Annotated in this window: 16 protein-coding genes; 10 read left to right on the top strand and 6 right to left on the bottom strand. The window is 69.7% G+C overall.

The window, feature by feature from the left end:
• Window positions 1-55 precede the first annotated feature (55 nt).
• From ACT535_RS10840 to ACT535_RS10830, 3 genes are all read right to left on the bottom strand, one after another.
• On the bottom strand, window positions 56-700 hold the full coding sequence (locus ACT535_RS10840) for a class I SAM-dependent methyltransferase (RefSeq protein ID WP_476364360.1): 645 nt from the start codon (window positions 698-700) through the stop codon (window positions 56-58).
• 40 nt (window positions 701-740) lie between these two features.
• Entirely contained in the window at window positions 741-1,922 is a 1,182-nt protein-coding gene (mnmA, locus tag ACT535_RS10835; protein ID WP_168462224.1) for a tRNA 2-thiouridine(34) synthase MnmA, read from the bottom strand.
• A gap of 154 nt (window positions 1,923-2,076) precedes the next feature.
• On the bottom strand, window positions 2,077-4,881 hold the full coding sequence (locus tag ACT535_RS10830) for a [protein-PII] uridylyltransferase (RefSeq protein WP_476364359.1): 2,805 nt from the start codon (window positions 4,879-4,881) through the stop codon (window positions 2,077-2,079).
• Window positions 4,882-5,013: 132 nt separating this feature from the next.
• Between ACT535_RS10830 and ACT535_RS10825 the strand changes: the two genes are divergently transcribed.
• From ACT535_RS10825 to ACT535_RS10785, 9 genes are all read left to right on the top strand, one after another.
• Window positions 5,014-5,481, top strand: coding sequence for a hypothetical protein (locus ACT535_RS10825; RefSeq protein ID WP_476364358.1), 468 nt, complete (start codon window positions 5,014-5,016; stop codon window positions 5,479-5,481).
• Window positions 5,482-5,666: 185 nt separating this feature from the next.
• On the top strand, window positions 5,667-7,865 hold the full coding sequence (locus tag ACT535_RS10820; protein WP_476364357.1) for a transglycosylase domain-containing protein: 2,199 nt from the start codon (window positions 5,667-5,669) through the stop codon (window positions 7,863-7,865).
• 471 nt (window positions 7,866-8,336) lie between these two features.
• Window positions 8,337-8,633: a DUF485 domain-containing protein gene (locus ACT535_RS10815; RefSeq protein WP_476364356.1), complete on the top strand. Its 297-nt coding sequence runs from the start codon at window positions 8,337-8,339 to the stop codon at window positions 8,631-8,633.
• A gap of 41 nt (window positions 8,634-8,674) precedes the next feature.
• Complete coding sequence (locus tag ACT535_RS10810) at window positions 8,675-10,375, top strand: cation acetate symporter (RefSeq protein ID WP_168462386.1); 1,701 nt, start codon at window positions 8,675-8,677, stop codon at window positions 10,373-10,375.
• Between the two features lie 20 nt (window positions 10,376-10,395).
• Complete coding sequence (locus tag ACT535_RS10805) at window positions 10,396-11,988, top strand: putative nucleotidyltransferase substrate binding domain-containing protein (RefSeq protein WP_476364355.1); 1,593 nt, start codon at window positions 10,396-10,398, stop codon at window positions 11,986-11,988.
• Window positions 11,985-12,311, top strand: a complete 327-nt coding sequence (locus tag ACT535_RS10800; protein ID WP_476364354.1) for a hypothetical protein — start codon at window positions 11,985-11,987, stop codon at window positions 12,309-12,311. The genes ACT535_RS10805 and ACT535_RS10800 overlap by 4 nt, the downstream gene beginning before the upstream one ends.
• Window positions 12,312-12,320: 9 nt before the next feature.
• On the top strand, window positions 12,321-15,104 hold the full coding sequence (locus ACT535_RS10795; RefSeq protein WP_476364353.1) for an ATP-binding protein: 2,784 nt from the start codon (window positions 12,321-12,323) through the stop codon (window positions 15,102-15,104).
• Window positions 15,105-15,116: 12 nt separating this feature from the next.
• Window positions 15,117-15,560 carry a response regulator transcription factor gene (locus ACT535_RS10790; protein ID WP_168462217.1) on the top strand — a complete coding sequence of 148 codons (444 nt, stop codon included), beginning with the start codon at window positions 15,117-15,119 and terminating at the stop codon, window positions 15,558-15,560.
• Window positions 15,557-17,713 carry an exonuclease domain-containing protein gene (locus ACT535_RS10785; RefSeq protein ID WP_476364352.1) on the top strand — a complete coding sequence of 719 codons (2,157 nt, stop codon included), beginning with the start codon at window positions 15,557-15,559 and terminating at the stop codon, window positions 17,711-17,713. The genes ACT535_RS10790 and ACT535_RS10785 overlap by 4 nt, the downstream gene beginning before the upstream one ends.
• Before the next feature lie 4 nt (window positions 17,714-17,717).
• Here the strand turns inward: ACT535_RS10785 and ACT535_RS10780 are convergent, their stop codons facing one another.
• Window positions 17,718-18,446 (bottom strand): alpha/beta fold hydrolase, encoded by a 729-nt coding sequence (locus ACT535_RS10780; RefSeq protein WP_476364351.1) that lies wholly within the window; start codon window positions 18,444-18,446, stop codon window positions 17,718-17,720.
• 118 nt (window positions 18,447-18,564) lie between these two features.
• Here ACT535_RS10780 and ACT535_RS10775 point away from each other — a divergent pair, with 118 nt between their 5' ends.
• Window positions 18,565-19,068 (top strand): TIGR02444 family protein, encoded by a 504-nt coding sequence (locus ACT535_RS10775; protein ID WP_476364350.1) that lies wholly within the window; start codon window positions 18,565-18,567, stop codon window positions 19,066-19,068.
• Window positions 19,069-19,128: 60 nt separating this feature from the next.
• Here ACT535_RS10775 and ACT535_RS10770 read toward each other — a convergent pair whose 3' ends face one another.
• Window positions 19,129-20,559 (bottom strand): FAD-binding oxidoreductase, encoded by a 1,431-nt coding sequence (locus ACT535_RS10770; protein WP_476364349.1) that lies wholly within the window; start codon window positions 20,557-20,559, stop codon window positions 19,129-19,131.
• A complete protein-coding gene (locus tag ACT535_RS10765) occupies window positions 20,556-21,803 on the bottom strand; it encodes an alpha-hydroxy acid oxidase (RefSeq protein ID WP_476364348.1) in 1,248 nt (415 codons plus the stop codon). Before ACT535_RS10765 ends, ACT535_RS10770 begins: the two co-directional genes overlap by 4 nt.
• Window positions 21,804-21,871: the final 68 nt, after the last annotated feature.

Here is a 21,871-nt window from a genome sequence, read left to right as displayed (position 1 = left end):
GAGGCGGGGCCGCACGGGTGTCAAGAAAGCCGCGCCCCTGTTGTGAACAGGAGGCTCAGGCAGCCTTCTTCTTGATGCGCACCATCTTGAAGAAGCCCACCGGGAAGACGGGAGCGATGCTCACCACTTCCATGTCGGGGTATTTGGCCGCCCAATTGCGCAGGCGGCTCGCCTTGAAGGCGATGCTCCAGCCGATCTTCTTCACCAGCGGGGCCAGCGCCGCCTCGACATGCATGGTCGCGCCCTCGTCGGCGCCGAGCTTGGAGGCGATGACGATCTCGCCGCCCGGCCGCAGCACGCGATACATCTCGTCGAGCGCGCCTTCCGGATCGGGCACCAGCGTGATGACGAAGGGCACAGTCACGGCGTCGAAGCTGTGGTCGGCGAAGCCGAGCTTGCAGGCGTCCATGGCGCAGAGCAGGCCCACCTGCCTCAGGCCGCGCTCCACCTTCTTCTCCACCGCCTTCTGCAGCATGTGGAAGGAGAGGTCGATGCCGGTGACGCGGCAGTGCGCGGGGTAATAGGGCAGCACCAGCCCGGTGCCGACGCCCACTTCCAGAATGTCGGGACCGCAGGCGGCAGCGGCGGCGGAGGTCTTGCGCTGGGCGTCCGCCAGCAGCTTCACATAGACCTTGTCATAGATGGGCGCCCACTTGGCATAGGCCTTCTTCTGGCCCTCGAGATCGTACTGAACCGCCATTGCCGTCTCTCCCGCCCCAAGTGCCGAGGGCAACCCGACCTCAGGCGACCTCTGCGACCGCCTTCGCCACCCGCTCCGCCTTCACGATGGTGCCGCCACCCAGAAGGCGGGCACCGGCGCCCGGGGCATCGTAGAGCACGCAGGCCTGCCCCGGCGCAACGCCTTCCTCGCCGAGCGCCAGATGCACCGCCGGGGTGCCGTCCGCCGTCCGACCCAGGCGCGCCGGTACCGGGGGACGGGTGGAGCGCACCTTCACATAAACTTCGGTCTCGGCGTCCAGCGCCGCGGCAAAGGGGATGTCGCCCAGCCAGTTCACGTCGGCCATGGAGATCGCCCGCACCGCCAGCGCCTCGCGCGGACCGACGCGCACCTCGCGCCGGGAGGCGTCGATGGAGATCACATAGAGGGGCTCGGGCGTGGCGATGCCGAGGCCCTTGCGCTGGCCGATGGTGTAGTGGAGCACGCCCTTGTGGCGGCCGAGCACCCGGCCATCCAGATGCACGATGTCGCCCGCCTCTCCGGCCTCGGGCCGCAGGCGCTGCACCACCTCCGCATAATCGCCGCCGGGAACGAAGCAAATGTCCTGGCTGTCCGGCTTCTCCGCCACCGGCAGGCCGAACTCGGCGGCAAGCGCCCGCACGTCCGCCTTCTGCATCTCGCCCAGGGGAAAGCGCAGCTTGTCGAGCTGCGCCGCCGTGGTGGCATAGAGGAAATAGGACTGGTCTCGCGCCTCCTCGGCTGCGCGGAACAGGCCGCGCCCGCCGCCGGGCAGCGCGCGGCTCGCCACGTAGTGGCCAGTGGCGAGATAGCGCGCGCCCAGCTCCTCCGCGGTGGCGAGCAGGTCGCGGAACTTGACGGTGCGGTTGCAGTCCACGCAGGGGATGGGGGTGACGCCGGCTGCATAGCTCGCAGCGAAGCGGTCGATCACCTCCTCGCGGAAGCGGCTTTCGTAATCGAGCACGTAGTGCGGAATGCCGAGCGTGCGCGCCACTTCGCTGGCGTCGTAGATGTCCTGCCCCGCGCAGCAAGAGCCGGCCCGGTGCGCCGCCTCGCCATGGTCGTAGAGCTGGAGGGTGACGCCCACCACGTCATAGCCGGCGCGGGCCAGCAGCGCCGCGACCACGGACGAATCCACCCCGCCCGACATGGCCACGACGACGCGCGTCGCCGCGCGGGCGGCACGGGTGGCGTCGGAGGCATCGAGGAGGAGGTCGTCGATCATCGCGGTCGTCGGTCTTGGGTCGTGGGGTCGGAAGGAGGCGCGGCAGAAGGTATGCCGCACCGTCGCCTAGTGCAAACGAGGTGCAAACGATTGGCATCTGAGCCACGCGAGCGCGGCGAAAAAACGGCTGCCCCGCCCGATCCGCGGCGCCCCGTCACCCCCGCGCCACCCGGCGCGCCGGCTCCTCGTCCTCCACCGGCCCCTCGAAAACCGAGACGAGGGCGCGGCGGATGGTGGACTGGCGGGCGGCGCCGGTGATCTTGGCGCCCATCAGGTCGGTGACGTAGAACACGTCCACCGCCCGCTCACCGAAGGTGGCGACATGGGCCGAGGCGATGTTGAGGTTGAGCCGCGACAACGTGTTGGTCAGGGCGAACAGCAGGCCCGGCCGGTCGAGGCCGGAGACCTCCACTACCGTGTGGCGGTTGGACCAGGAATTGTTCACCGTCACCTCGGGCTCCACCGTGAAGGTGCGGCGGCCCTTCGGCAGCTTCTTGGCCATCACCTCCGGCAGACGCACCTCGCCGGTCAGCGCCTGCTCCACCGCCTCCTGAATGCGGCCGGCGCGGCGAAGCTCGTCCTCGTCATGGTCGAAGGCGCGGCGGATGGCGATGGTGTCCAGCGCCAGCCCGTCCGTGGTGGTGGAAATCTGCGCGTCCACGATATTGGCGCCCGCCGCAGCGCAGGCCCCCGCGATGATGGACAACAGCTTGGGATGGTCCGGCGCCAGCACGGTGAGCGTGGTGATGCCACGGCCCGGCTCCAGCGACGCATGGGTGGCGATGGAGCGGCCCGCGGCCTCCGCCTCATCCACGAAGCGGGCGTGGCGCAGCTTGGTCTCCAGGTCCACGCGCAGCCAGTAGGGCGGATAATGGCGCGCGACATAGGCCGCCACCTTCTCGTCGTCCCAGTCGGAAAGCGCATTACGGAACTGCGACTGGGCGGCGGTGACGCGCTTGCCGCGATCCACTTCCGAGAAGCCGCCGGTGAGCACCGGCTCGGTTTCGTAATACAGGGTCCGCAGAAGCTGCGCCTTCCAGCCGTTCCAGGTGCCCGGCCCCACCGCCTTGATATCGGCCGTGGTGAGGATGGTCAGCAGCTTCATGCGCTCCAGGTTCTGCACCACAGAGGCGAAATTCTCGATGGTCTTGCGGTCGGAGAGGTCGCGGGATTGCGCGACCGTGGACATGACAAGGTGCTGCTCCACCAGCCACGCCACCGTCTCGGTCTCCACCGGCGACAAGCCGAAGCGCGGGCAGAGCTTGCGGGCGATGCGGGCGCCGGCCACCGAGTGGTCCTCCGGCCGGCCCTTGGCGATGTCGTGCAGCAGGAGGGCGACATAGAGCAGGTTGCGGTTCTTCACCGTGCCCATCAGCTCGTTGGCGAGCCCGTTCTCCGGGTTCACCTTGCGCTCGATCTCGGAGAGGATGCCAATGCAGCGCAGGAGGTGCTCGTCCACCGTGTAGTGGTGGTACATGTTGAACTGCATCATGGCGACGATCTTGCCGAACTCCGGCAGGAACCGCCCCAGCACGCCCACCTCGTTCATCCGCCGCAGCACCGTCTCGGGCGCGTCCTTGGAGGTGACGATCTCCAGGAACAGGCGGTTCGCCTCCGGATTCTCGCGCACGCTCGCATCGATCAGGCCGAGGGAGCGGGCGGCGAGCTGGCTGGCGTCGGGATGCAGCGCGAGGTTGCGCTTGTCCGCCACGTGGAAGATGCGGATGAGGTTCACCGGGTCGCGGACGAACGCCTCCGGATCCGCCACGTTCAGGCGGTCATGGTCGAGGATGAAGTCCGTCGTGTCCTTCAGCGTGATGCGGCGCGAGCCGGCGCGGAAGCGCTCCACCATGCCCTTGAGGCCAGGCACCGGCTTCTCATGGCGCTCCTCCAGCGCGGCGGAGAGGATGGCGGTGAGGTCACCCACATCCTTCGCCACGAGGAAATAGTGCTTCATGAAGCGTTCCACGTCCTTCTGGCCGGGATGCTCCGTATAGCCGAGGCGCAGCGCCATCTCCCGCTGCAGGTCGAAGGAAAGGCGATCCTCGGCGCGGCCGGTGAGGAAGTGCAGGTGGCAGCGCACGGACCAGAGGAAATCCTCGCACTTCTTGAAGAGGCGCGCTTCCTCGCGGGTGAACACCCCCTTGGCGACGAGCTGGCTCGCCGTCTGCACCCGGTAGACGTATTTGGCGATCCAGAAGAGCGTATGCAGGTCGCGAAGGCCGCCCTTGCTCTCCTTGACGTTGGGTTCGACGAGATAGCGCGACTGGCCGGAGCGGCGCAGGCGGTCCTCGCGCTCAGCCATCTTGGCGGCGACGAATTCGGCGCCTGTGCCTTCCACCACTTCCTTGTCGAAGCGGGTTTCCAGATCCTCGAACAGCGCCTTGTCGCCGACGAGGTACCGGGCTTCCAGGATGGAGGTCCGGATGGTGAAGTCGGCCCGCGCCTGCCGCAGGCATTCCTCCACCGAACGGGTGGCGTGGCCGACTTTCAGCCCCAGATCCCAAAGAATGTAGAGCATGGCCTCGGCGACGCTCTCGCCCCAGGCCGTCTGCTTGTACGGCAGCACAAACAGGATGTCGGTATCCGAGCCCGGCGCCATCATGCCCCGACCGTATCCACCCACCGCCGCCACCGCCATGCGCTCGGAGCGGGAGGGGTTGTCGACCGGATAGAGGAAGGTGGTGGCCACCTCATAGGCGCTGGTGATGACCGCATCCTGCAACGCGGAGAGGCGCATGGCGCAGCAGCGTCCGCAGCCGTCTTCCAGCAGCAGGCGCTCGGCTTCCGCGCGGCCTTCCTGCATGCCCTTCTTGAGGCGGGCGACGACGGCATTGCGCAAATCGAGGTCGCGGCCCTTGTGGGCGGAAGCGATTTCCCTGATCTCGGCCTTGAGGGCCTGGCCTTCGAAGGGTTCGCCGATGACGCGGTTGACCTTGGAGGAACGGACGGTGGGCATTGCTCGGCGATCTTGGGGGCACGAAGGACAGGAGCCTTCATCTGTACCGCAATCAGCGCCCGGCCGCGAGCGGCGTTGATTGGTCGCTCTCGAATCAGCCGCAGCGGAACCTATATTTCCGTTATGGAACACATGCCTTACGGACAGCTCCGCGCTGGGACCGTCCAGACATACCGCAAGGTCATGTATGGTGCGGTAGTGCTCGCGCTGGCGCTCGCGCCGGCCGGTGCCCTGGCCGCGACGGGTGTGGGCACGCCCATCGTGGGCGGAGCGGCGGTCATTCCGCCCATCCAGCGGCCGGCGCCGCGTCCCGTGGTGCGGCCCGCCCCGGTCGTCCCGCGCGCCCCCACGGTCGTGACGCCCCGGCCGAAGCTGCCGGCGCCGAAGCCGGTGGTGCCCGCAGACCCCACGCCCATCATCCAGCCCGCGCCGTTCCGCACCAATACGCCCATCGGCGCCCAGCCGGGCTCCGGTGCGCCGCTCGGCGTGCTGCCGGGCGGCCTCGCCACGCCCCTCGTCGGCCCGGCCCCGGCGCCGAATACCTGCTGGTTCTACACGACGCCGGCGAAGACCGTGGGCTACTGGAGCAAGTGTCCCTAGGGCATTCTCCCAAGACGCCGGCCGAAAACGCTTGCCGCGTAACGCTTCCTTGAGGTGAGGCGGGCACCATCTGCCGCAGCGGCTGATCTTCGCCCCATTTTGATGGTGGAAGGAGCCGCGCGGCCTGAAGGCAGGCCGGCGACTCGACAGGACACGGAATGACCGCACAGGGACGGGGGGACGGCATGAGGCGCGAGCCGCTCATGGAGCGGCCCGAATCCCTGTTCGACATCCGCCTCGACCCGCGCGACCGCTCCGCCGCACCGCCCCCGGAACCGCCCCGCCCGGCCCGCAAGGCGGCTGCGCGGCCCAAGGCCAAGGCGGACCCCGACATGCGTCCCGATCCCGCCCCGCGCCGCGGCCGTTCCGAGCCCCCGCCGCGCCGGCCCCGCCGTGGCGGAGGGGGGCGTCTCGTGTTCCGGCTTGTGAAATGGGGCTTCATCCTGGGCGTGTGGGCGCTGCTCGCCCTCGCCGGCGTCATCGCCTACGAGGCATCGAAGCTGCCGTCCATGCAGACGCTGATGATCCCCAAGCGTCCGCCCACCGTCACCGTGCAGGGTGCGGACGGCAAGACCATCGCCACACGTGGCGACATGGGCGGCGTCGCCGTGCCCATCGGCGAGCTGCCGCCCTATCTGCCCAAGGCCTTCGTCGCCATCGAGGACCAGCGCTTCTACAGCCATTTCGGCCTCGATCCCGAAGGCCTCGCGCGCGCCCTCGTCACCAATCTCACCTCGCGCCGGCTCAGGCAGGGCGGCTCGACGCTGACCCAGCAGTTGGCCAAGAACCTGTTCCTCACCCAGGAGCGCACCGCCTCGCGCAAGATGCAGGAACTGGTGCTGGCTCTGTGGCTGGAGCACAAGTTCACCAAGGACCAGCTGCTGGACCTCTATCTGAACCGCGTCTATTTCGGCGCCGGCGCCTATGGCGTGGAAGCGGCGGCCCAGCGCTATTTCGGCAAGTCGGCCCGGCAGGTGACGCTGGCCGAGGCGGCCATGCTGGCCGGTCTCGTCAACTCGCCCTCGCGCCTTGCCCCGACGCGCAACCTGAAGGGCGCACAGACCCGCGCCAATCTGGTGCTGGCCGCCATGCGAGACCAGAAGATGATCTCCGCCGACATGGCGAGCGCGGCGCAGGCACGGCCGGCCCAGCTCGCCCGCAGCGGCATGCCGGATTCCTCCGGCTACGTGGCCGACTGGGTGATGGACCAACTCGATTCCGTGCTCGGCGACGGCGAGTTGCCCGGCGACGTGGTGGTCCGCACCACCATCGATCCGGCGCTCCAGAAGGCGGGCGAGGCGGCGCTGGAGGACACGCTGGCGAAGTCGGGCGCCAAGTATGGCGTCGGCCAGGGCGCCATCGTGGTGCTCGATCCCGATGGCGGGGTGAAGGCGCTCATCGGCGGCCGCTCCTATGCCGACAGCCAGTACAACCGTGCCGTCACCGCCCGGCGGCAGCCGGGCTCGGCCTTCAAGCCCTTCATCTACCTCACCGCCGTGGAGCATGGCCTGACGCCGGAGAGCGTGCGTGACGACGCGCCGATCCAGCTCAAGGGCTGGCGGCCGGAGAACTCGACCCGCGACTATCGCGGTCCGGTGACGCTCACCACCGCGCTCTCGCTCTCGCTGAATACCGTCTCGGTCCGCCTCGTGCTGGAGTTCGGCCCCAAGGCCGTGGTGCAGACCGCCCACCGCATGGGCATCTCCTCGAACCTCGACCCCAACCCCTCCATCGCGCTCGGCACGTCCGAAGTGTCGGTGCTGGAGCTGGCGGGTGCCTACACGCCCTTCGCCAACGGCGGCCTCGGGGTGATGCCGCACGTGATCGACAGCGTGACGGGACCGGACGGCAAGCCGCTCTACGAGCGCAACGTGACCGGCATGGGCCGCGTCGTCGCCTCCGAATATGTGGCGATGATGAACCACATGATGACCCAGACGCTGTCCACCGGCACCGCGCGCCGCGCCGACCTGCCGGGCTGGGAGGCCGCCGGCAAGACCGGCACATCGCAGGATTACCGCGACGCCTGGTTCGTCGGATACACGGCCAAGTACGTGACGGCGGTGTGGCTCGGCAACGATGATTCCTCGCCCACCAAGAAGGCCTCCGGCGCCAATCTGCCGGTGGAGGTGTGGAGCCGCGTCATGAAGGCGGCGCACCAGGGCGTGCCGGTGGCGGAGCTTCCGGGCGGCCTCAGGTCGTACGGCTTCGGCGGCAATGGCTATGGCCAGCCGGGCGGCACCTACCTGCCGCCGGCCGACATGCCGGACGACCGCCCCTCGGCCGTGGTGGGCCAGATGCCGGCGCCCCCGCCCCAGCAGGAGCCGCCCATGACGCTGGACCGCTGGTTCGCGGAAACCTTCCTGGGCCAGGGCCGGCGGTGACGGGGCCATCCGCCCTGTTCCGCCGTCTCCTCCCGGCCTGATCGGAGGGCGGCGGGAACTCGTCGCATCGGCGACCCGACGCACCCCAACCCATTCCCCTACGTCATACTTACAACGAAAGTTTAAGGCGTCGCGCCTTTCACCCGAAAGTATTAGGCGCCTTGCTCGCGCAACAACGACGCTTCCTGCCCGGAAAACTGGCCCGATCCCCACGTAATAAAACGTCAAGATCGATGCCAAACATTTGCAGATCATTGATTCCCGCGGTCGTCACCCGGGTAGTCGGCGCACTGCACAATACATTTGGCGTATGGCCGAAAGTACGGGGTTTCCTCAACTAGCGCGCGGCATCGGCTCTGATACAGAGTGCAAGGTGACGAGGCCGGTCCAGGCCAAGGTCGATCACGAAGATAACAACCGGGGCCCACGGGTACCGCGGGCTTTCAGGGAGGGCGACCCATGGAAACATCCGTGGCCGCACGCATTGCGGCCGATCCCAATTACAAGGCGCTGAAAGCGCGCCGTTCAAGCTTCGGGTGGATTCTCACCCTGGCGATGCTGGTCGTGTACTACGGCTTCATCCTGCTTATCGCCTTCCGCAAGGACGTGCTGGCCGCGCGCATCGGCGACGGCGTCATGACCTGGGGCATTCCGATCGGCTTCGGCGTGATCGTGTTCACCATCATCATCACCGCCATCTACGTCCGCCGCGCAAACGGCGAGTTCGACGCGCTCTCCGAGAAGATCAAGCAGGAGGCGCTCAAGTGAACGCGACGCTCCCGACCTCTTTCGCCCGCCGCGCGTTCGCGATCGGCGCGGCAGCCGCGCTCGTCCTCGCCCCCTCGCTGGTGCTCGCCGCCGGCGGCGACCTCGGGCAGGCCGACAAGCAGGCCACCAACTGGACCGCGATCACCATGTTCGTGGTGTTCGTGATGGGCACGCTCTACATCACCAAGTGGGCGGCCGCGAAGACCAAGTCGGCGGCCGACTTCTACACCGCGGGCGGTGGCATCACCGGCTTCCAGAATGGCCTCGCCATCGCCGGCGACTACATGTCCGCCGCCTCGTTCCTCGGCATCTCGGCCGCGGTGATGACCTCGGGCTATGACGGCCTGATCTACTCCATCGGCTTCCTCGTGGGCTGGCCGATCCTGACCTTCCTGATGGCAGAACGCCTCCGGAACCTCGGCAAGTTCACCTTCGCCGACGTGGCGGCCTTCCGCTTCGCCCAGACCCCGGTGCGCGTGTTCGCCGCCTCCGGCACGCTGGTGGTGGTGGCCTTCTATCTCATCGCCCAGATGGTGGGCGCCGGCCAGCTCATCAAGCTGCTGTTCGGCCTCGACTACTGGATCGCGGTGGTGATCGTCGGCGCGCTGATGATGATCTACGTGCTGTTCGGCGGAATGACCGCCACCACCTGGGTGCAGATCATCAAGGCCTGCCTGCTGCTCGGCGGCGCGACCTTCATGGCCGTCATGGTGCTGTGGCGCTACGGCTTCTCCCCGGAGAAGATGTTCGCCGCCGCCGTCGAGGTGAAGACCAACCTTGCCGCCGCCAAGCCCGGCACCACGCCGGCCGCAGCTGCCGCCGCCGGCCAGTCCATCATGGGCCCCGGCTCCTTCATCAAGGACCCGATCTCGGCCATCTCGTTCGGCATGGCGCTGATGTTCGGCACCGCCGGCCTGCCGCACATCCTCATGCGCTTCTTCACCGTGCCGAGCGCGAAGGAAGCCCGCAAGTCGGTGATGTGGGCAACGGGCTGGATCGGCTACTTCTACCTGCTCACCTTCATCATCGGCTTCGGCGCCATCACCTTCGTGCTCACGAACCCCGAGTTCCTGGACGCCAAGGGCGCGCTGCAGGGCGGCAACAACATGGCCGCGGTGCATCTCGCCCATGCGGTCGGCGGCAACGTGTTCCTCGGCTTCATCTCGGCGGTGGCGTTCGCGACCATCCTCGCGGTGGTGGCCGGCCTCACGCTGTCCGGTGCCTCGGCGGTGTCCCACGACCTCTACTCGACGGTCATCAAGAAGGGGAAGGCCGACAGCGCCTCCGAGCTGAAGGTGTCCCGCATCACCACGCTGTGCCTCGGCATCCTCGCGGTGCTGCTCGGCATCGCCTTCGAGAAGCAGAACATCGCCTTCATGGTGTCGCTGGCCTTCGCGGTTGCCGCCTCGGCCAACTTCCCGGTGCTGTTCATGTCGGTGCTGTGGAAGGACTGCACCACCAAGGGCGCGGTGATCGGCGGCTTCCTGGGGCTTCTGTCCTCGGTGGTGCTGACCGTGCTGTCGCCGTCGGTGTGGGAAGCCACGCTGGGCAACCCGGCCGGCTCGGCGCCGTTCCCCTACACGTCGCCCGCGCTGTTCTCCATGACGCTCGGCTTCGTCGGCATCTGGCTGTTCTCGATCCTCGACCACAGCCAGCGGGCGAAGATCGACCGGGCCGGCTTCCCGGCGCAGGAAGTGCGCTCGGAGACGGGCATCGGCGCGGCGGAGGCCTCGGGGCACTGACCCCGTGCTAGGCTGAAACCATGCCACGGCCGGACGACATGACCGGCCCCCCGAACGGGGACCGCCGGGAGAACGAACCCCGGGCCGCCACGGCCCGGGGCGCAAACCCCCACGGTCCCGAGGACGCCCCCGCAGCGTCCGGCCCGCCCGCCCCCGGGCGGGCCTCGCCGTCGGAGCGCGACCGGCGCGAGCTGGTCTCGCTCATGACCTCGCGGGTGCGCGATGTCTATCTGCGCAAGCCCTTCTTCGTGGACGGGGCGACCGACCTCGTCACCCTCTGCCGCGACCTCTCCGCCCGCCGCCTCAGCGAGGCCGTGGTGCGCGACGGCGATCGCATCGGTATTTTCACCACCACCGACCTGCGCGATGCGCTCACCCGCGACACGCCCCCCTCTGCTCTGACGGTGCGCGAGGTCGCGACCTTCGAGCCCTGGTGCATCGCGCCCGACGCCGAGCTGTTCGAGGCGCTCATCCTGATGCTGCGCCACCGCATCCACCGCCTGCTCGTGCGCGCGGGCGGCGGACGGGCGACGGGAGGCGACGGCATCGTCGGCGTGCTCGGCCAGCTCGACCTGATGGCCTTCGTCGCCAACCATTCCCACCTCATCGCCCTTGAGGCAGCCCACGCGGCGAGTCTCGACGAACTGAAGGCCGCCGCCCGCCAGATCGACAGCATGGTGGCCGTGCTCAATGCCGACGGGGTGCGGGTGGAGGTGATCGCGGCGCTGGTGGGCGAGCTGAACCGGCAGGTGTTCCGCCGCCTGTGGGAAATTCTGGCGCCGGAAGAGCTGCGTGCCCAGTCCTGCCTCGTTATCATGGGCAGCGAGGGACGCGGCGAGCAGATCATCAAGACCGACCAGGACAACGGCCTGATCCTCGCCGACGGCTTCGTCTTCGAAGGGCTCGACGGCATCACCGCGCGCTTCACCGCGGCGCTGATCGATTTCGGCTATCCGCCCTGCCCCGGTGGGGTGATGCTCAGCCGGCCCACCTGGTGCCAGCCCGTTTCCGCCTTCAAGGAGACGCTGAAGGACTGGATCCACGGCAGCGTCGCCGATGGCCCCATGAACCTCGCCATCTTCCTCGATGCGGTGGCGGTGGCGGGCGATGCGTCCCTGCTCGCGGCGGCGCGGGCGCATGTGGACTTCCTGATGATGGGCGACCACGGCTATTTCGCCCGCTTCGCCCAGGCGGTGGAGCGCTTCGGCGACGGCGCGAGCTGGTGGAGCCGCCTGCCCGGCCTCACGGGGCGGGGCGCGGCCGAGGTGGACCTGAAGAAGCTCGGCATCTTCCCCCTCGTCCACGGCGTGCGGGCCCTGGCGCTGGAGCATCGCATCACCGCGCTCGGCACCGCCGACCGGCTCGCCGCTCTGGTGGCGGCCGGGCACATGGAGGAGGGCTTCGCCCGCGATCTCACCGATGCGCTGCGCCTGTTCATGGGCATGAAGCTGTCCAGCAATCTCAGGCAGATCGCGGACGGCCGATCGCCCAGCAATGCGCTCCGCCTCGCCGACCTCGGCACTCTGGACCGGCAGGCGCTGAAGGAGGCCCTCGCCATCGTGCGCGGCTTCAAGCAATGGCTTTCCCGCCACTACCGGTTCGACGCGCTATGAGCCCCGGCCGCGGTTCCGCAGAGTCCACCGAGCAGCCGGACGGACGCGGGCCGGACCGCCCAGGACCGGTCCGCCCAAGACCGGCCCGCCAAGGACCGGACCGTCAGGTTCTGGTCGCGCTGGCGGCGCTGGGCGCGCTCGCCTTCAATTTCCCCCTGCTGGCGGTATGGGACACGGAGGCCACTGTCTTCGGCCTGCCGCTGCTGCCGGTGGCGCTGTTCGCCATTTGGGGCGCGCTGATCGCGGCGCTGGCCGTCCTCAGCGAGCGGCACGGGTCCGGCGCGGCCTCCCCCCTCCTCCCGGCCAAGCCGGACGAGCCCTGAGGCGGCGTGATGACCCCCGCACCGCTCGCCCTTTCCCCCGCCCTCGTCATCGGCGCCGCCGCGCTCTATCTCGCGGCGCTGTTCGCCATCGCCGCCTTCGCCGACCGGCGCGCGCGGGAGGGCCGCTCGCTCATCGGCAATGCGTGGGTCTACGGCCTGTCCTTGGCGGTCTATTGCACCGCCTGGACCTATTTCGGCAGCATCGGCCGCGCGGCGACCACGGGTGTCTGGTTCCTGCCCATCTATCTCGGCCCCACGCTGGTGATGCTGGTGGCGTGGGTGGTGGTGCGCAAGATGATCCGCATCGCCCAGACCTACCGCATCACCTCCATCGCCGATTTCATCGCCTCCCGCTATGGCAAGAGCCCGCTGGTGGCGGCGGTGGTGACGCTCATCACCGTGGTCGGCATCGTCCCCTATATCGCGTTGCAATTGAAGGCCGTTTCCGCCGGCTACACGGTGCTCACGACGCCCGGCGCGCAGGCGGCGGCTCCGAGCTGGTGGCAGGACGGGACGCTACTGGTGGCGCTCGCCCTCGCGCTCTTCACCATCCTGTTCGGCACCCGCCACCTCGACAGCGCCGAGCGCCACGAGGGCATGGTGGCGGCCGTGGCGGCGGAATCCCTCGTCAAGCTCGTGGCCTTCCTCGCGGTGGGCGCCTTCGTCACCTACGGCCTGTTCGGCGGCTTCGCCGATGTGTGGGCGCGCGCCTCGGCGCTGCCGGGGGTGAAAGGGCTGCTCACCCTCTCGGGCGCAGGCAATTTCGCTTGGGCGCAATGGTTCAGCCTCACGCTGCTCTCCGGCCTGTCGGTGCTGCTGCTGCCCCGCCAGTTCCAGATGATGGTGGTGGAGTGCGTGGACGAGCGACACCTCAAGCGCGCCGCGTGGGTGTTCCCGGCTTACCTCCTAGCCATCAACATCTTCGTCCTGCCCCTCGCACTGGGCGGCCTCGTGCTGCTGGGCAAGGGCGCGGACCCGGAGACCTTCGTCCTCACTTTGCCGCTGGCGCACGGGGCGGGCGGCCTCGCGCTCATCGCCTATGTGGGCGGGCTCTCGGCGGCGACGGGGATGTTGATCGTCGAGACCATCGCCGTCTCCACCATGGTCTGCAACGACCTCGTGATGCCGGCGCTGCTGCGCCTGAAGCTCATCCGCGCCGACGGGGGCGACCTCACCCGCCTCCTCCTCAACATCCGCCGCGCCGCCATCCTCGGCGTGCTGCTGCTCGGCTATCTCTATTTCGTCGTGGCGGGGGAGGCCTATGCGCTGGTCTCCATCGGCCTCATCAGCTTCGCGGCGGTGGCGCAGTTCGCACCGGCGCTGCTGGGCGGCATGTACTGGCGCGGCGCTACGCGCCTCGGTGCGTTGGGCGGGCTGCTCGGCGGTTTCGCGGTGTGGGCCTATACGCTGATGCTGCCCTCGGTGGCGAAATCCGGCTGGATGGACGGCGCCTTCCTCACCCACGGCCCGTTCGGCATCGCTGCCCTGGCGCCCGAACGGCTGTTCGGCCTCTCCGGCCTCGACAACCTCTCCCACGCCCTATTCTGGAGCCTTCTCGTCAACGGCGTGCTCTATGTGGGGCTATCGCTGTGGCGTGCGCCGTCCGGGCGGGAGGCGAGCCAGGCGCTGCTGTTCGTGGACGTCTTCGCCCGCGGCCGCAGTGCGGCCGATCCCGTCTTCTGGCGCGGGCGGGCCCGGCGCGCCGACCTCGAAGCCCTGGCCCGCCGCCTGCTGGGCGCGGAGGCCGCCCGCCAGATCTTCGAGGCGCACGCCCGCGAGCGCGGAACCGGCGACGTGGCGGACCTCACCGCCGATGCCCGTCTCGTGGACATCGTGGAGCGCCGCATCGCCGGCGCGGTCGGCTCCGCCTCCGCTCGCGTGCTGGTGGCGGCGGTGGCGGACGAGGAGCCGCTCAATGCCGGCGACGTGATGGACATCCTGAACGAGGCCTCCCAGTTGCGCGTCTACGCCCGCGCGCTGGAGGAGAAATCCCGCTCGCTGGAGATCGCCTCCGCCGAGCTCTCCGCCGCCAATGCCCAGTTGCGCACGCTCGACGAACTGAAGGACGACTTCATGTCGTCCGTGACCCACGAACTGCGCACGCCCCTCACCGCCATCCGCGCCCTGTCCGAACTCATGCTGGACACGCCGGACATGGAGGGCGAGCAGCAACAAGACTTCCTGCGCATCATCGTGGGGGAGAGCGAGCGGCTGGGCCGGCTCGTCAACCAGGTGCTGGACATGGCGAAGATCGAATCGGGCCATGCCGAGTGGCACAGCACGGATGTGGACCTGCGCACCCTGGTCGCCGACGCGGTGAAGGCCACATCGGAGCTGGCCCGCACCAAAGGCGCCACGATTGTGCTCACCGCCCCCGACGCGGTACCGCTCCTCAAGGCCGATCCCGACCGCCTCACCCAGGTGATGCTGAACCTCATCTCCAACGCCGCGAAATTCGTCCCCGCGCAAGCCGGGCGCATCGACGTGCGGCTCATCCCCGATGCCGAGGGCCTCGAAGTGCAGGTGGAGGACAACGGCCCCGGCGTACCGCCCGCCGACCGCGACACCATCTTCGAGAAGTTCCGCCAGGGCGGCGATGCCCTGAGCCGGCCGCCCGGCACCGGGCTCGGGCTTCCGATCAGCCGCCGGATCGTGGATCATTTCGGCGGAAAGATCTGGCTGGATCAACGGGAGGGGAAAGGCGCATGCTTCGCCTTCCGGCTCCCGCTCCGGCCCCGGGGAGCAGACGCCTTAACAGAAAAAACCTCGGCAGAAGCCGAAGACACCATGTGAGGAGGAAACGCCATGGACAGGGAGATCGCAGTGGAGACGGGCCCGACGCCCGCGCCCTGCCCCCAGGGGGCCAAGGTGCTCATTGCCGATGACGAGCCCAACATCGTCGTCTCGCTGGAATTCATGATGAAGCGCGAGGGCTTCGCCGTGCTGGTGGCCCGCGACGGGCGCGAGGCGCTGGAGACCATCCGCCGCGAGCATCCCCGCCTCGTGCTGCTGGACGCCACCATGCCCGGCATGAGCGGCTTCGACGTGTGCGAAGCGGTGCGGGCGGACGCCGAGGTGCGCTCGACCCGCATCGTCATGCTCACCGCCAAGGGCCGCGAGACTGACATGGCCCGCGGCGTCGGCGCGGGGGCGGACGCTTATGTCACAAAGCCCTTCTCCACCCGCGAGCTGATGCAGAAGGTGAAGGACATGCTGGCCGAGCCGCCCGCCGGGAGCCTTCCTGCATGAGGTTGCCGCGGGGGACGGGTGCCGTTCTGGCCACGGTGCTGCCGGGGCTCGCTCTTGCGCTGTGGCTGGTGCTGGGCGCCGACTTCCTGCTGATGGCGCTGGATGGGGCCGCGCGCACCGCGCTTCTCGGCGCCCTCGCCCCGGTGGTGGAGAGCCACGGCATGGTTCTGGTGCTGTGGTGGGTGCTGTTCTCCGCCGGCGCCGGCCTGCTCGCGCGGCGGTTCTACACGGCCCATGTGGAGACGCCGGCCCGGCTCGCCGATGCGGCGCGGGTGCTGGCGGGAGATCCTTCCGCGCCTCCGGTTCCCGCCTTCGGCCCGGCGGGCCTCAGGGCGCTCGCCGAGGCGGTGAACGATCTCGCCGCCCAGCGCCGCGCGCTTCAGGACGACATGGCCCGGCTCGTCGCCGAGGCGAGCCGCGACGTCGCCTTCCAGCGCGACCAGCTCGCCGCCCTGATGGCAGAGCTGGAGCAGTCCGTGGTGGTGCTGAACCTCGAAGGCCGCATCCTCCTCTACAACGCCCGCGCCCGCACCCTCTTCCGCCGCCTGTTCCGCACGTCGGGGACCGGCGAAGGAGTCAGCGCCGATCCCATCGGCCTCGGCCGCTCCATCCACACCGTCATCGACCGCGCGCTGATGGACCATGCGCGCGAGACCGTGGAGCGGCTGATGGGCCGGGGCGAGGCGCGGCCTTCCGCCCGCTTCGTCACCACCACGCCGCTGGGCCATCTGGTGCGCGTGCTGCTCGCGCCCGTGCGGGCCGAGGCGGGGGGCGCGGTGACCGGTTTCGTGCTGCTGCTCGACGACATCACCGACGAATACGAAGCCCGCGCCCGGCAGGACCGAACCCTCGTCGACCTCAACGAATCCGCCCGCGCCTCGCTCGCCGCCATGCAGGCGGCCCTCGACATGCTGGACTATCCCGACCTCGACGCGCCCGACCGCGAGCGGTTCCAGGCGGTGGTCCGTGACGAGGTGATGGGGCTCGGCACGCGCCTCTCGCTCGCCGCCGACGCCACGAGCGGCACGAGCCGGAGCTGGCCGCTGCAGGACATGCTGGGCGCCGACCTTGCCGCCGCCGCCGCCCGCCGCATCGCCGCTGATACCGGCCATGCCGTCGCGACGGACGATGTGGACGCGACCATCTGGCTGAGCGTGGACAGCTTCGCCCTCATCGGCGCCCTCGCCTTCCTTGCCGCCCGGGTGGCGGAGGCCGAGGGCGGGGCCGATCCCACCTTCGCGCTGCGCCTGACACCGGCCGGCGGGCGGGTGCATCTGGACCTCGCCTTCGCCGATGCCCATGCGGCGGCGGGTGGCGCCGGCTGGCCGGGCACGCCCATGGGCGCCTCCCAGCTCTGCGTCCGCGATGTGGTGGAGCGGCACGGCGGGGAACTCTGGCTGGAGCGCGCGCGGACCGGCACCGGCGCCTGCTTCCGCTTCCTGCTGCCGGCGGCCTCCGAGGGCCATGCCGAGGCGCAGGCCCCGGCGGAGAGCCGGCCGGCCTATTTCGATTTCGATCTCTTCGCCGCCAGCGCCGGCAGCCACGCCAGCGACGACCGCGCCTTGAGCGACCTCGCCTATACGGTGTTCGACACCGAGACCACCGGCCTCGACCCGGCCGGCGGCGACGAGATCATCCAGATCGGCGCCACCCGTATCGTCAACGGCCGCATCCTCGGCAGCGAATGCTTCGACCAATTGGTGGACCCCGGCCGCTCCATCCCGGAGGCGGGCATCGCGGTGCATGGCATCCGGCCGGAGATGGTGCGCGGCAAGCCCCGCATAGGCGAGGTGCTGCCCGCCTTCCACGCCTTCGCGGCCGAGACGGTCCTCGTGGGCCACAACGTCGCCTTCGACATGCGCTTCCTCACCCTCAAGGAAGAGGCGAGCGGCGTCGCCTTCGACCAGCCGGTGCTGGACACCCTGCTCCTTGCCGGCCTTGCCCATCCGGGCGAGGAGAGCCACAGCATGGAAGCCATCGCCGGCCGCCTCGGCGTCACCGTTTCCGGCCGCCACACGGCCTTGGGCGATGCGCTGGTGACGGCGGACATCTTCCTGAAGCTGCTGCCCCTGCTCCGCGCACGCGGCATCCGCACCTTGGGCGAGGCGCGGGCGGCGGCGGCGACGTCTTATTACGCCAAGCTGAAGTATTGAGGCTTCAGCCCACGCCTTCCAGCATCGCCACCAGCGCATCCGGCTCCAGCACCATGGCATCGTGGCCGGTTGGCATCTCGATGAAAGTCCAGCCGGCCTGCCGCGCATAGGCCCGCGCCGGCTCCATGGGCAGATAGAGTGGGTCCGTGCAAGAGATGTAGGTACAAGGCCGCGCATTGCCGACAGGATGGGCCAGCGCGAGCGGGCTCTCGTAGGAGCCGACCGGATGGGGCGTGAGGCGACGGCGCACCCAGTCGGCGCGGGGATGGTCGACGGGGATGCCGAAGGCCGTCACATCAGGCACCGGCATGGCGATGCCACCCGCCGCCGCCACCCTGCGGCGCCGCTCTTCCACCACCTCCGCCGGAAGCACGCCGAAGGCACTCTCGCCGTTCTGGAGGATGGTGGCATCGAGATAGACGAGGGCGCGGATGCGCTCCGGCATGGCGTCCGCCACACCGCTAATGACCGCCCCGCCATGGCTGTGGCCGACGAGGATGATGTCTTCAAGCTCCTCCGCCTGCATCACCCCGGCCACATCGGCGACGAAAGTGGCGAGGCTGATGTCGGGGCTAATGAGATGGCGCCGCTCGCCGAGGCCGGTGAAGGTGGGTGCGAACACGTGATGGCCGCGGGCGCGCAGCAGGTCCGCCACGTCGCGCCAGCACCAGCCGCCGTGCCACGCGCCGTGGACGAGCACGAAGGTCTTCGGGGAAATCTCGTTACCGGGCATGGGCGCGCCTCCGTCCCGGCGGAGTGAAGCAGCCTTCCGCTGGTCCGGCAATGCGGATGAATTGCGCCGTCCCCCCGCCTCCCTTAAGCCTGCGGAGCCGACGAGAGAGGGCGCGACGATGGCGGACGAGACCCCCACCCTGAAGGACTTCGCCCTCGCCCTCTATGGCCGCGAAGGCGTGCCGCCGGCCTGCCTCGCCCTGCAGGACAGCGCCGGAATCGACGTCAACATCCTCCTCTTCGCCGCTTGGCGCGGAGCCATCCTGCGGAGGGACGTCGGCGCCGCCGATATCGCCACGGCGCGGGCGCACGTGGCGGCGTGGCACAGCGAGGTGGTGAAGGCGCTGCGCGCCGTGCGCCGCCGCCTGAAGACAGGCCCCAGCCCCGCGCCGGACGAGCGGACACCGAAGCTGCGCAGTCAGGTGCAGGCCGCCGAGATCGCCGCCGAGATCATCGAACTGGAGGAACTGGGCACGCTCTCGGCCGGCACGCCCGCACCCGCCGGGGTCGATGCGCCAGCCCTCGCCATTGCCGCCATGACGCAGGTGGTGGCGTCCTTCGCCGGCCGGCCGGCCACGCCTGAGGAAAAAGCCGCGGTGCGCGCCATCGCCGCCGCCATCTAACTCTAGGCAAGCGAACGCGTTATCCGATCTGATTGCGATGCAATTAGATCGGCGCGTGCTCTAACGCACCCGCAGCACCTTGCCGGGGTTCATGAGGCCGTGCGGGTCGAGGGCCGCCTTCACGGCGCGCATCAAATCCAGTTCCACGGCGGACTTGTAATGCTCGGCCTCTGCGACGCGCAATTGGCCGAGGCCGTGCTCCGCGCTGATGGAACCGCCGAAATCCGCCACCACGTCATGGACGATGCGGTTGATCTCGCCAGCGCACGCTCGGCGCTGCTCCTCGGTCCAGTCGGCCGGCATCACCGGATTGTAGTGCAGGTTCCCGTCGCCCACATGGCCGAAGGTGAAGGGCAGGATGCCGGGAAAGCGTGCGTCCAGCGCCGCATCGGCGCGTTCGACGAAGGCGGGGATGGCGGAGACGGGCACGCTGATGTCGTGCTTCACGCCTTTGCCCGCATGGGCCTGCGCCTCCGCCTGGGCCTCGCGCAGCGCCCAGAGATTGCACCGCTGCGCGCCGGAGGCGGCGATGACGGCATCGAGGACAAGCCCGTCCTCCAGCCCCTCGCCGAGCAGCGCTTCCAGCCCTGCCGCGAGGCTTTCGCCGCCCTCCTGCGCGCTGGCCTCCACCAGCAGCACCCACGGGTGCGCCTCAGCGAAGGGCGCGACGAGGCCCGGCACGGCGGCGATGGCGTGGGTGAGGCTCGGCGCGCGCATCAGCTCGAAGGCGGAGAGGCTGTCCCCCAGCCGCGCTTTCGCCCGCCCCAGCAGCGCGATGGCCGCCGCCGGATCGGGGATGGCGGCCATCGCGGTCGCCGTGGCGCGCGGGCGGGGAAACAGGCGCAGCACCGCCGCGGTGATGATCCCGAGCGTGCCCTCCGAGCCGATGAAGAGCTGCTTCAGGTCGTAGCCCGCATTGTCTTTCCGAAGGCCGCGCAGGCCGTCCCATATGCGCCCGTCCGGCAGAACCACCTCCAACCCGAGCGCGAGCGCGCGCATGTTGCCATAGCGCAGAACCTGTGTGCCACCGGCATTGGTGGCGAGGTTGCCGCCGATGCGGCAGGAGCCTTCCGAGGCGAGAGTGAGCGGGAACAGGCGGTCCACCCGCTCCGCCTCCGCCTGCACCTCGGCCAACGTCACGCCCGCCTCCACGGTGAGGGTGTCGTTGGCCATATCCACCGTCCGCACCTTGCGCATGCGGTCGACGCTCAGGATCACGGCCGTGCCCGAGCCATCCGGCTGGGCACCGCCGGCAAGGCCGGTATTACCGGCCTGTGGCACGATGGAGATGCGCGCCGCGGCGCAGAGGCGCACGACGTCGGCCACTTCCTGCGTGGAAGCCGGGCGCAGCACGAGGGCCGCAGCGCCGTGGAAGGTGGCGCCGAAGGAGGTGCGGAAGGGCTCGGTATCGGCCGGGCTCTCCAGCACGCCGGCGGGACCCACCGCCTGACGGAGGCGGTCGAGGACCGCGGCGTCGGGATGGGCCGTCACGGCTGGAACGCGAAGGCGGCCGCGTGCCGGCGCTCCACGCCCTTGAGCGCGGCGAGGTCGCGCACGCCGAGCTGGCCCATGGCCACCTGCACTTCCTCGGTGAGCATCTCCGCCACATAGTCCGCGCCGCCGTCGCCGATGCCGGCGAGACCGATGAGGAAGGCGCGGCCGCAGAAGGTGCTGGTCGCCCCCAGCGCCAGCGCGCGGGCCACATCGAGGCCGGAGCGGATGCCGCTGTCATAGAGGACGGTGGCGCGACTTCCGACAGCCGCCGCGATGGCGGGCAAAACGTCGATGGCCGCGGGTGCCGCATCGAGCTGGCGGCCGCCATGATTGGAAACGAGGATGCCGTCCACGCCGATGGCAATCGCCATCTCCGCATCGGCGGGGTGCAGGATGCCCTTCATCACCAGCGCGCGCGGCCAGGCATCGCGCAGGCGCTTCACCGCCTCCCAGGAAAACGTCCCCTTGATCTCGCCCTGCACGAAGCCGGCGGTCTTGGGCAACGTCGCGGGCGCTTCCACATAGGGCGCCATGTTGGCGAACTGGGGCGTGCCGGCCTTCGCCAGCGCCAGCGCCCACGGCCAGGCGAGCGCCACGTCGCGCACGGTGCGGGCCGTGGTGCGGAAGGGCACGACGAGGCCGTTGTTAAGGTCGCGCGGACGCTTGGAACGCACGGGGGCATCCAGTGTCGCGACAAGGGCACGGGCCCCGGCCGCCTCCGCCCGGCGCACCAGATCGAGCGTCACGAGATGGTCGCGCCCCGGCAAGCCGTAGAGCTGGAACCAGGTGCAGTCGCCGGCGAGCGCCGCCACCTCCTCGATGGAGGCGCTGGCAAGGGTTCCGACCACATAGGGAATGCGTGCCTTCGCGGCCGCCTTGGCGAGGAGCTGCGTGGCGCCGGGCCAGACCAGCCCGTCCACGCCCACCGGCGAGATGCCGATGGGCGCGCTGTAGCGCGTGCCGAAGAGATCCACGCCGCAATCCACCGGACCGGGGCTGCCATAGCGCGGCACCAGCTTCACGGCATCCAGCGCCGCGCGGTTCTCGGCGATGCCCACATCGGCGCCGGTGCCGCCTTCGAGGAAGTCGTAGGCGAAGCGGGGAATGCGGCGGCGGGCCGCGCGGTCCAGATAGTCCAGCGTCGGCATCCGCTGCTTCAGCCGCGCGGCGGCGCTGGTGCCGGACCCGGCGCCCCAGGCGGCCGCAGGAGCGGCAGTCGGCGGAACGGTTCCGGCGCTCACGCCCCGTTCTCTTGCCACGTTTGCCATGGCGTTTCCTCGTCTTGTCTCGTTCCCGCTGTGGTAGAGCG

Source organism: Xanthobacter sp. DMC12 (genome assembly GCF_056314105.1).
This window is presented reverse-complemented; position numbering and strand designations above follow the sequence as displayed.

Coding starts and splice junctions, on each gene's coding strand:
- ACT535_RS10820 (WP_476364357.1), top strand. CDS start 5,667: ATGAGGCGCGAGCCGCTCATGGAGCGGCCCGAATCCCTGTTCGACATC.
- ACT535_RS10825 (WP_476364358.1), top strand. CDS start 5,014: ATGCCTTACGGACAGCTCCGCGCTGGGACCGTCCAGACATACCGCAAG.
- mnmA (WP_168462224.1), bottom strand. CDS start 1,922: ATGATCGACGACCTCCTCCTCGATGCCTCCGACGCCACCCGTGCCGCC.
- ACT535_RS10790 (WP_168462217.1), top strand. CDS start 15,117: ATGGACAGGGAGATCGCAGTGGAGACGGGCCCGACGCCCGCGCCCTGC.
- ACT535_RS10800 (WP_476364354.1), top strand. CDS start 11,985: ATGAGCCCCGGCCGCGGTTCCGCAGAGTCCACCGAGCAGCCGGACGGA.
- ACT535_RS10840 (WP_476364360.1), bottom strand. CDS start 700: ATGGCGGTTCAGTACGATCTCGAGGGCCAGAAGAAGGCCTATGCCAAG.
- ACT535_RS10775 (WP_476364350.1), top strand. CDS start 18,565: ATGGCGGACGAGACCCCCACCCTGAAGGACTTCGCCCTCGCCCTCTAT.
- ACT535_RS10785 (WP_476364352.1), top strand. CDS start 15,557: ATGAGGTTGCCGCGGGGGACGGGTGCCGTTCTGGCCACGGTGCTGCCG.
- ACT535_RS10780 (WP_476364351.1), bottom strand. CDS start 18,446: ATGCCCGGTAACGAGATTTCCCCGAAGACCTTCGTGCTCGTCCACGGC.
- ACT535_RS10805 (WP_476364355.1), top strand. CDS start 10,396: ATGCCACGGCCGGACGACATGACCGGCCCCCCGAACGGGGACCGCCGG.
- ACT535_RS10795 (WP_476364353.1), top strand. CDS start 12,321: ATGACCCCCGCACCGCTCGCCCTTTCCCCCGCCCTCGTCATCGGCGCC.
- ACT535_RS10830 (WP_476364359.1), bottom strand. CDS start 4,881: ATGCCCACCGTCCGTTCCTCCAAGGTCAACCGCGTCATCGGCGAACCC.